The organism is Lutibacter sp. (genome assembly GCF_013041805.1).
GTDB lineage: Bacteria > Bacteroidota > Bacteroidia > Flavobacteriales > Flavobacteriaceae > Lutibacter.
Map to the genome: position 1 here is coordinate 1 of NZ_JABDRI010000049.1, position 9,635 is coordinate 9,635.

10 protein-coding genes are annotated in these 9,635 nt (G+C 32.4%); 4 read left to right on the forward strand and 6 right to left on the reverse strand.

From position 1 onward, the window contains the following. Positions 1-105: 105 nt before the first annotated feature. Positions 106-624: a GNAT family N-acetyltransferase gene (locus HKP59_RS06760; RefSeq protein WP_291804819.1), complete on the forward strand. Its 519-nt coding sequence runs from the start codon at positions 106-108 to the stop codon at positions 622-624. On the opposite strand, the gene HKP59_RS06765 is transcribed toward HKP59_RS06760, so the two are convergent. The 6 genes from HKP59_RS06765 to HKP59_RS06790 all read right to left on the reverse strand — a co-directional run bounded on the left by HKP59_RS06765 (position 610) and on the right by HKP59_RS06790 (position 6,080). Beyond that, complete coding sequence (locus tag HKP59_RS06765) at positions 610-1,767, reverse strand: methionine aminotransferase (RefSeq protein ID WP_291804822.1); 1,158 nt, start codon at positions 1,765-1,767, stop codon at positions 610-612. The genes HKP59_RS06760 and HKP59_RS06765 overlap by 15 nt on opposite strands. Before the next feature lie 22 nt (positions 1,768-1,789). Further along, complete coding sequence (locus tag HKP59_RS06770) at positions 1,790-1,999, reverse strand: helix-turn-helix transcriptional regulator (RefSeq protein WP_291804824.1); 210 nt, start codon at positions 1,997-1,999, stop codon at positions 1,790-1,792. Positions 2,000-2,002: 3 nt separating this feature from the next. Then, positions 2,003-2,509 carry a DUF2975 domain-containing protein gene (locus HKP59_RS06775; protein WP_291804827.1) on the reverse strand — a complete coding sequence of 169 codons (507 nt, stop codon included), beginning with the start codon at positions 2,507-2,509 and terminating at the stop codon, positions 2,003-2,005. A 132-nt stretch (positions 2,510-2,641) separates the two neighbouring features. After that, positions 2,642-3,382, reverse strand: coding sequence for a succinate dehydrogenase/fumarate reductase iron-sulfur subunit (locus HKP59_RS06780; protein WP_291804829.1), 741 nt, complete (start codon positions 3,380-3,382; stop codon positions 2,642-2,644). A 10-nt stretch (positions 3,383-3,392) separates the two neighbouring features. After that, a complete protein-coding gene (locus tag HKP59_RS06785; protein WP_291804830.1) occupies positions 3,393-5,396 on the reverse strand; it encodes a fumarate reductase/succinate dehydrogenase flavoprotein subunit in 2,004 nt (667 codons plus the stop codon). Between the two features lie 12 nt (positions 5,397-5,408). Further along, positions 5,409-6,080 carry a succinate dehydrogenase cytochrome b subunit gene (locus HKP59_RS06790; RefSeq protein WP_291804832.1) on the reverse strand — a complete coding sequence of 224 codons (672 nt, stop codon included), beginning with the start codon at positions 6,078-6,080 and terminating at the stop codon, positions 5,409-5,411. A gap of 189 nt (positions 6,081-6,269) precedes the next feature. Between HKP59_RS06790 and HKP59_RS06795 the strand changes: the two genes are divergently transcribed. The 3 genes from HKP59_RS06795 to HKP59_RS06805 are packed head-to-tail and all read left to right on the forward strand — an operon-like array spanning position 6,270 to position 9,633. Beyond that, positions 6,270-6,956: a succinate dehydrogenase cytochrome b subunit gene (locus HKP59_RS06795; protein ID WP_291804834.1), complete on the forward strand. Its 687-nt coding sequence runs from the start codon at positions 6,270-6,272 to the stop codon at positions 6,954-6,956. Between the two features lie 9 nt (positions 6,957-6,965). Then, positions 6,966-8,879 (forward strand): fumarate reductase/succinate dehydrogenase flavoprotein subunit, encoded by a 1,914-nt coding sequence (locus HKP59_RS06800; RefSeq protein ID WP_291804836.1) that lies wholly within the window; start codon positions 6,966-6,968, stop codon positions 8,877-8,879. A gap of 7 nt (positions 8,880-8,886) precedes the next feature. Next, positions 8,887-9,633 carry a succinate dehydrogenase/fumarate reductase iron-sulfur subunit gene (locus HKP59_RS06805; RefSeq protein ID WP_291804838.1) on the forward strand — a complete coding sequence of 249 codons (747 nt, stop codon included), beginning with the start codon at positions 8,887-8,889 and terminating at the stop codon, positions 9,631-9,633. The last annotated feature ends 2 nt before the right edge of the window (positions 9,634-9,635 follow it).

Below are 9,635 nucleotides of genomic sequence, written 5' to 3' on the forward strand. Positions count from 1 at the left end.
TAAAGAAAATGACCTTGTGGTTGTAACAAGATGGCTTGAGCCTTCAAAAATTGAAGAGTTTATGCAAAAAATTAATGCTGCACTAAATTAAACATTTTTTTATTAATGAATTTATCTTTTAAAAAATGTAGCCTTAAAAACTTAAAAAAACTTGTAGAAATATCTAAAACTACATTTATTAATGCTTTTGAAAAAGCCAACAACCCTAAGGATTTTAGCAATTATATAAATGTTGCATTTAGTGAATCGAAAATCAGGTCTGAGCTTCTAAATGAAAACTCTGACTTTTACTTTACTTATCTAAATAATAAGCTTGTTGGCTATTTTAAACTCAATAAAAACGAAGCTCAAACCGAAACATTTAATACTAAAACAATTGAACTTGAACGAATTTATGTTATTGAACAATTTCAACATCAAGGAATTGGAAAGTATATGCTGTTTGAAATCTTTAAAATTGTTAAATCAAACAACGTTTCCTTTTTATGGCTTGGTGTTTGGGAAAAAAATAGAGCCGCAATAAAATTTTACCAACGCTATGATTTCAAAAAATTTGATACTCACTTTTATTATATTGGTAACGATAAACAAACCGATTGGCTTATGAAACTAGATTTTATTTAATATCTCAGCTGCTCTTTTTAAGGTTTCATCTTCTTTAGCAAAACAAAAACGTAATACTTTTGAATCAAAATTGTTTTCATTAAAAACTGAAATTGGTATCGAAGCAATTTTTTGCTCTTTAGTCAAGCGAAATGCAAAATCGTAATCGCTTTCATCCGTAATTTTTTTGAAATTTAACAATTGAAAATACGTTCCTTTTGATGGTTCAAATTCGAATCTTGAATCTTTTATTAAGCTTAAAAACAAATCTCTTTTATGTTGGTAAAAATCACCTAATTCCAAATAATTTGAAGGCGTTTTTAAATATTCAGCCAATGCAACTTGTGTTGGGTGATTTGCACTAAACACATTAAACTGATGAACTTTTCTAAATTCGTTTGTTAACTCAGCTGGTGCAATACAATAACCCATTTTCCAACCTGTATTATGAAACGTTTTTCCAAAGGAAGCCACGATAAAAGTTCTTTCAACCAATGCAGGAAATAAAACCGCTGATTGATGTTGTTCCCCATCAAAAATTATATGCTCATAAACTTCATCACTTAGCAACAAAATATTAGTATTTTTTAATAAAGCTTCCAATTGTTGCATATCATTTTTAGATAAAACTCTACCTGAAGGATTATGAGGTGTATTTACAATTATCATTCTGGTTTTATCAGTAATTAAGCCTTTCACTTTATCCCAATCTATGTTGAAATCTTCTGGGTTTAATTGAACTGAAATTGTTTTGCCTCCAAAAAGTTCAATGCTAGGTTCGTAACAATCATATGCAGGTTTAAAAATAATCACCTCATCATCTTTTTTAATGGTCGCTGCAATTACAGTAAATATAGCTTGTGTTGCTCCAGCTGTAACAGTAACTTCAGTATCTGAATTATAAGAAACTCCATATAAACTTTCTACTTTTAGAGCTATCTGCTCCCTTAACGAAAAAATACCAGGCATTGGCGCATATTGATTTTTACCATTTTTCATGGCGGTATTTACCAACGCTATCAATTTTGAATCACTTTTAAAATCAGGAAATCCCTGAGATAAATTCAAAGCATTTTGCTGAGTTGCCAAACCACTCATTATTGAAAATATAGAAGTTGGTATTTCTGGTAATTTAGACTTGAAAGGTAAATTAAATGATTGCATAAAATAGTTGTTTAAAATAAGGTTATTCTTCTGATGAAAATTCTAAAATATCAGCTGGTTGACAATTTAATTCTCTACAAATAGCTTCTAAAGTAGAAAATCGTATTGCTTTTGCCTTACCCGATTTTAAAATTGATAAATTCACTGGTGTAATTCCAATTTTTTCAGCGAGGTCTTTACTTCTCATTTTACGAACAGCTAACATTACATCTAAATTTACAATTATAGGCATAGTTTATATTGTTAGTTCGTTTTCTTCTTTCATATTTTTTGAAATTTTAAATATTTCGCTTAAAACCATAAAGAAAAAACCTAAGCTCAACATTAAAATAAATGGACTAAAACCAATTTCTAAACTCAATTTTTTTTGATATAGTGCATTATAAACTATTGACGATCCTACAGTTAAAATTGAAGAAATAATCAAAAAAACACCAATCCTATTAAAGTTATCAATAACTAAATCATCAAATATTTTAAGTTTTTGAAAATAGCGAAGTGATTTTTTAAACAAATATAAACAGTAAATTAATAATAAATATGATACCAACATAACTGCTAAAATTACTTTTGTAACAATGGTAGTTGTTTCTATTTTTAAACCATTAATTTTTATATTAAAGGCGCTAAGGTCCTCAATAAAAAAAACAAAACCAAACAGAAAAATAATGATAGGTATTGAAATCATTGAAAAAATCCAAAAAATATCAATAATAGATTTAAGTATATTCAATTTTCTCATAAAATAGTTTTTTTATACAACAAATATATAATTAATTATTGTTAAACAATAATTAATTATTATTAAAAACAAAAAAACCTAATTCAAAAATTGAATTAGGTTTTTTGTTTTTACACGAATATGTTTTAAAAACTAGATACTCGCTTTTAAATATTCACGATTCATACGTGCAATATTTTCTAATGAAATACTTTTAGGACATTCTACTTCACAAGCACCAGTATTGGTACAATTTCCAAAACCTTCTAAATCCATTTGTGCTACCATGTTTTTAACACGATCTTTTGCTTCAATTTTACCTTGTGGTAATAGTGCATATTGTGATACTTTTGCAGAAACAAATAACATAGCGCTAGAGTTTTTACAACTTGCTACACAAGCACCACAACCAATACAAGCTGCAGCGTCCATAGATAAATCTGCATTGTGTTTAGAAATAGGAATTGCATTTGCATCTTGTGTGTTTCCAGATGTATTTACTGAAATATAACCTCCAGCTTGTTGAATTCGCTCAAATGCTGTTCGGTCTACTACTAAATCTTTTATTACTGGAAATGCTTTTGCTCTAAATGGTTCAATATAAATAGTATCTCCATCTTTAAAAGTACGCATGTGCAGTTGACATGTTGTAATTCCACGGTCTGGACCGTGAGGCTCTCCATTAATATGTAACGAACACATTCCACAAATACCTTCTCTGCAATCATGATCAAAAGCAATTGGCACTTCATTTTTTGCTACCAAACTTTCATTTAACACATCCATCATTTCTAAAAATGACATGTGCTCTGAAATATCGGTAACTTTATATTCGACCATTTGCCCCTTATCTTGAGGTCCTTTTTGTCTCCAAATTTTTAACGTTAAATCCATAATGTCTTTCTTATTTGTATGAACGAGTTTTTAATTCGATATCTTTAAATTCTAATTGTTCTTTATGTAAAATAGCTTCACTTGGTTTCCCTGTGTATTCCCAAGCTGCTACATATGCGTAATTTTTATCATCGCGTTTGGCTTCACCATCTTCCGTTACGTGTTCTTCTCTAAAATGACCTCCACAAGATTCCTCTCTATCTAGAGCATCTTTAGCAAATAATTCACCTAATTCAAGGAAATCAGCAACTCTACCTGCCTTTTCTAACTCAGGATTTAATTCATTTAAACTTCCTGGTACTTTCACATTTTTCCAAAAGTCTTCACGAATTTCTTGGATTTCTTTTATCGCCTCTTTCAATCCTTTTTCATTACGTGACATACCAACTTTATTCCACATAATTAAACCCAGTTTTTTGTGATAATAGTCTACAGAGTGCGTTCCTTCATTGTTGACGAAAAATTCTAATTGATCTTTTACCGATTTTTCAACTTCATCAAATTCTGGAGAATCAGTTGATATTTTTCCCGTTCTAATATCATCGGCTAAATAATCACCTATCGTATAAGGTAAAACAAAATAACCATCAGCTAAACCTTGCATTAAAGCCGAAGCTCCTAACCTATTTGCACCGTGATCTGAAAAGTTCGCCTCACCAATACAGTACAAACCTGGAACGGTTGTCATTAAATTATAATCAACCCAAACACCACCCATTGTATAATGTGTTGCAGGATAAATCATCATAGGTGTTTTGTAAGGATTCTCATCGACAATTTTCTCATACATTTGAAATAAGTTTCCATATTTCGCTTCAATAATTCCCTCTCCTAATTCAATTATTTTTTCTTCTGAAGGATTTTTAATTCCATGAATTTTAGCTTGCTCGCTTCCATAACGATGAATTGCTGCTGCAAAGTCTAAGTAAACTGCCTCTCCTGTAGCATTTACTCCATAGCCTGCATCACAACGCTCTTTAGCAGCTCTTGATGCAACATCACGAGGCACTAAGTTACCAAACGCAGGATAACGACGCTCCAAGTAATAATCTCTATCTTCTTCTGGAATTGCAGTTGGTTTTAATTTACCTTCTTGAATTGCTTTTGCGTCTTCTAATTTAGCAGGTACCCAAATACGACCATCATTTCTAAGTGACTCAGACATCAACGTTAATTTCGATTGATAATCTCCAGATCGTGGAATACAAGTTGGGTGAATTTGTGTAAAACAAGGATTCGCAAAAAATGCTCCTCTCTTATGAATTTTCCAAGAAGCTGTAACATTAGATCCCATTGCATTGGTTGATAAAAAGTACACATTCCCATAACCTCCAGTTGCAATTACAACAGCATGAGCCGAATGACGTTCTAATTCACCAGTCACTAAATTGCGAGCAATTATTCCTCTAGCTTTTCCGTCAATTTTTACAACATCTAGCATTTCATGACGGTTAAACATTTCTATTTTCCCGCGAGCAATTTGTCGATTCATTGCAGAATACGCTCCTAAAAGTAATTGTTGGCCTGTTTGACCTTTTGCATAAAAAGTTCTGGAAACTAATACTCCACCAAAAGAACGATTATCCAATAATCCTCCATAATCTCTTGCAAAAGGAACACCTTGTGCTACACATTGGTCAATAATATTTCCTGAAACTTCGGCCAAACGATGCACATTTGCTTCACGTGAACGATAATCTCCTCCTTTTACAGTATCATAAAATAGGCGGTAATTTGAATCACCATCACCCATGTAATTTTTCGATGCATTAATTCCTCCCTGAGCAGCAATTGAATGTGCTCTACGAGGAGAATCTTGATAAGCAAAAGCTTTTACATTGTAACCTAATTCTGCCAAAGTAGCCGCAGCCGAACCTCCTGCTAAACCTGTTCCAACCACAATAATATCAATATTACGTTTGTTTGCTGGATTCACAAGATTAATTTTGTCTTTATAAGTTGTCCATTTATCTTTTATTGGACCTTCTGGTACTCTTGAATTTAAAGTAGTCATATTCTCTTAAGATTAATGGTTAAAATAATGATATAATGCAATAACAATAAACCCTAATGGGATTACTATTGAATAAATAACTCCAAGATTTTTTACAAATTTTGAGTATTTATTATTAAAACCAATAGATTGAAATGCTGATTGAAAGCCGTGCAATAAGTGCAATGCTAATAGCACAAATGCAACTACATAAATTCCTACTTTAACAGGATTCATAAATTTGTGCTGTAAGTGTGCAAAGTATCTGTATTCCCCATTTTCCATACCCGACATATCGCCTTGTACAAATTTTATGTTTAATTCAGGAATCCAAAAATCAATAAAGTGAATTACAATAAAAATTAAAATAACACCTCCGCTAATAGCCATATTTCTTGACATCCAAGAAGCATTTGCCGCACCGTTGAATTTTATATATTTTACATTTCTTGATTTTTTATTCTTTAGCTCTAAAATAAACCCCATTACGAAGTGAAAAACAACACCAAAAATAAGTACTGGTTGTAGTCCAAATTGTACCAAAGGATTTGTTCCCATAAAATGGGATAAATCATTATAGACACTTTCACTAAATAACGAAGTTAAATTAACTGCTAAATGAATAATTAAGAAAAAAATAAGGAAAAGTGCCGACAAAGCCATAGCTACTTTCCTTGCAATTGATGAAGATAATAATCCGCCCATTTTTTTTAATTTATTTTTTTTAAGCACAAATATAATCAATTGAGTTAATGTTTTTAAACACACATTTATAATATTATGTTAATTTAGACTCAATCTAAACAATGCTGCGAGTCTGAAATCTGACAAATGTCATTCGCAAAAACGTCGTGCTCTTCTATCTTTAACCTCTAAACTCTAAAAATTAGCCATATGGCAATAAAAAAAGGACTATTCAAATCATCGGTTGGGCGCAAAAATTTAATGGCCATAACCGGACTATTTATCATCTTTTTCCTTGTAATTCACTTGATAGGAAATCTTATCTTAGTAATTCCTGAGTCATTTTTTCCTATAGAATTTTGGGGAGGTGTGGAAAATGTGCACGATATGTATAATGCATATTCTCACTTTTTAGTGAGTTTTTGGCCAGTAACAATTGTTGCATGGGTTTTATATGCTGCTATTTTAATTCACGCAATAGATGCTTTATTAATAACACTTCAAAACAACAAATCTCGAGGTGAAAAATATCAGGTAACCGATACTTCTACTAGCACTTGGTATTCAAGAAATATGGGTATCTTAGGAACTATAATTGGTATTTTTATAATTATCCATATGGCACAATTTTGGCTAAAATATAAAGTGCTTGGAACTGAACATGATTTGTATGATTTGGTATTCGCCACTTTTAAAATTTGGTGGATTGTACTTATTTACGAAATAGGAATTTTAGCTTTAGGCTTTCATTTAGTGCATGGTATTGTAAGTGCTCATCAATCTTTAGGTATTTACCCTAAAAAAATAATGAACATTATTAAGTATATCGCACTATGCTTTAGTTTAGTTATGGCAATTTTATATGCCATTATTCCAATCATTCTTTACTTTAAATAAAATAGAACTATGGCTCTTAACGCAAAAATTCCAGAAGGACCTTTAAAAGATAAATGGCAAAATTACCTTGCTAAAACTAAAATTGTAAATCCTGCAAATAGAAAAAAATTAGATATCATTGTTGTAGGTGGTGGATTATCAGGTGGTGGTGCAGCCGCTTCGTTGGCAGAATTAGGTTATAATGTAAAAGTATTCTTTTTTCAAGATTCAGCACGTAGATCACATTCCGTTGCTGCACAAGGTGGTGTGAATGCCGCAAAAAATTATAAAAACGACGGTGATAATGTATACAGAATGTTTTATGACACCATTAAAGGTGGAGATTTTAGATCTCGCGAAGCGAATGTATATAGAATGGCAGAAGTTTCTGCTAATTTAATTGACCATATGGTTGCCCAAGGTGTTCCCTTTGGACGTGAATATGGTGGTTATTTAAGTAATAGGTCTTTTGGTGGAGTATTAGTTTCACGTACATTTTATGCGCGTGGGCAAAGTGGTCAACAATTATTATTAGCCACTTATCAAGCAATGATGAAACAAATTAAAGTTGGAAAATTAACACAATACAACCGCCATGAAATTTTAGATATTGTAATTGTAAATGGTAAAGCTAGGGGAATAATTGCCAGAAATTTAAACACAGGTGAAATAGAACGACATGCTGCCCACGCTGTAGTTTTTGGAACAGGTGGTTTTGGTAAAATCTTTTATTTATCCACTTTAGCAATGAATTCAAATGGTTCGGCAAATTGGCGCGCGCATAAAAAAGGTGCATTTTTTGCAAACCCTTCTTGGACACAAATTCATCCAACGGCATTACCTCAATCTGGTGAGCACCAATCAAAACTAACATTGATGTCTGAATCATTAAGAAATGACGGTCGTATTTGGGTTCCAAAAAATAAAGATGAAAAACGCGCTCCCGGAGACATTCCAGAAGAAGAAAGAGATTATTACTTAGAACGTCGTTATCCAGCATTTGGTAATTTAGTTCCTCGTGATGTTGCATCAAGAGCTGCTAAAGAGCGAATGGATGCAGGACACGGTGTTGGACCATTAAAAAATGCTGTATATCTTGATTTTAAAACAGCTATTGACCGATTAGGTGAAGATACTATTAAAGAACGCTACGGTAATCTTTTCACTATGTATGAAAAAATTACAGCAATTAATGCTTATAAAGAACCAATGAAAATTTCACCAGCTGCGCATTTCTCTATGGGTGGCTTATGGGTTGATTATGAATTACAAACCACAATTCCTGGCTTATTTGCAGTTGGAGAAGCAAATTTTGCAGATCACGGCGCAAATCGTTTAGGTGCCAACTCACTTTTACAGGCTTCAGTTGATGGTAACTTTATTTTACCAAATACTATTTCTAACTACTTATCTAATGAAATTAGTACTGGGAAAATTTCAACAGATACTACTGAATTTGAAGTGGCAGAAAAAGAAGTAAAAGATCAAGTTGCAAAATTATTAGCTATTAAAGGTACTATGCCTGTTGATCAAATTCATAGGAGATTGGGTAAAATTATGTTTAAAGAAGTAGCCATGTCTAGAAATGAAAAAGGAATGATTTGGGCTATTGAAGAAATTAGAAAATTAAGAAAAGAGTTTTGGGAAAATGCAGCAATTCCTGGTAATGAAAATGGACCTAATTCTGAATTAGAAAAAGCTGGACGTCTAGCCGATTATTTAGAAATAGCAGAACTTATGGCCGTTGATGCGCTAGATAGAAAAGAAAGTTGTGGCGCTCACTTCCGTGAAGACTATCAAACTGCTGAAGGAGAAGCCATGAGAGATGATAAAAACTATATGTATTCATCTGCTTGGGAATGGCAAAATGGAGAAAAATGGAAATTACATAAAGAACCTCTTGAATTTACTGAAGTTACACCAACAGTACGGTCATACAAATAATAAAATTATGAAATTAACACTTAAAATATGGCGACAAGAAAACGCCAAAACAAAGGGAAAATTAGTAACCTATGAGTTATCCGATTTAAGTCCAGATACTTCATTTTTAGAAATGTTAGATGTATTGAACGAGCAACTTGCTCCAAAAGGTGAACCTGCTGTTGAATTTGATCACGATTGTAGAGAGGGTATTTGTGGACAATGTTCATTAGTTATTAATGGAAAAGCACATGGTCCTGAAGAACATTATACAACTTGTCAAACACATCTGAGGTCATTTAGTGATGGGGATACTATAACAATTGAACCTTTTAGAGCAAATTCATTCCCTGTTATTAGGGATTTAAAAGTGGATAGAAGTTCAATGGATAAAATTATTCAAGCTGGAGGATATATCTCTTCTTTTACAGGAATGGCTCCAGAGGCCAACTCAATCCCAATTCACCACGAAATTGCTGAAAGTGCATTTGATAGTGCTGCATGTATTGGTTGCGGTGCTTGTGTAGCAACTTGTAAAAACTCATCTGCAGCTCTTTTTGTATCTGCCAAAATTGGTCACTTAGCAAAACTTCCTCAAGGAAAAGTAGAACGCAATGAACGAGTACAATGGATGATAAATGCGCATGACGAAGAAGGTTTTGGTAGTTGTTCTAATACAGGTGCATGTGCTATGGTTTGCCCTCAAGAAATACAATTGCTAGACATTACACGTATGAATTTTGAATACAACAGATCTAAATGCTTGTCTAAATAATA

Excerpts from the sequence above, each read along its gene's own strand:
- HKP59_RS06760 (WP_291804819.1), top strand. The coding sequence starts at position 106 with ATGAATTTATCTTTTAAAAAATGTAGCCTTAAAAACTTAAAAAAACTT.
- HKP59_RS06765 (WP_291804822.1), bottom strand. The coding sequence starts at position 1,767 with ATGCAATCATTTAATTTACCTTTCAAGTCTAAATTACCAGAAATACCA.
- HKP59_RS06770 (WP_291804824.1), bottom strand. The coding sequence starts at position 1,999 with ATGCCTATAATTGTAAATTTAGATGTAATGTTAGCTGTTCGTAAAATG.
- HKP59_RS06775 (WP_291804827.1), bottom strand. The coding sequence starts at position 2,509 with ATGAGAAAATTGAATATACTTAAATCTATTATTGATATTTTTTGGATT.
- HKP59_RS06780 (WP_291804829.1), bottom strand. The coding sequence starts at position 3,382 with ATGGATTTAACGTTAAAAATTTGGAGACAAAAAGGACCTCAAGATAAG.
- HKP59_RS06785 (WP_291804830.1), bottom strand. The coding sequence starts at position 5,396 with ATGACTACTTTAAATTCAAGAGTACCAGAAGGTCCAATAAAAGATAAA.
- HKP59_RS06790 (WP_291804832.1), bottom strand. The coding sequence starts at position 6,080 with ATGGGCGGATTATTATCTTCATCAATTGCAAGGAAAGTAGCTATGGCT.
- HKP59_RS06795 (WP_291804834.1), top strand. The coding sequence starts at position 6,270 with ATGGCAATAAAAAAAGGACTATTCAAATCATCGGTTGGGCGCAAAAAT.
- HKP59_RS06800 (WP_291804836.1), top strand. The coding sequence starts at position 6,966 with ATGGCTCTTAACGCAAAAATTCCAGAAGGACCTTTAAAAGATAAATGG.
- HKP59_RS06805 (WP_291804838.1), top strand. The coding sequence starts at position 8,887 with ATGAAATTAACACTTAAAATATGGCGACAAGAAAACGCCAAAACAAAG.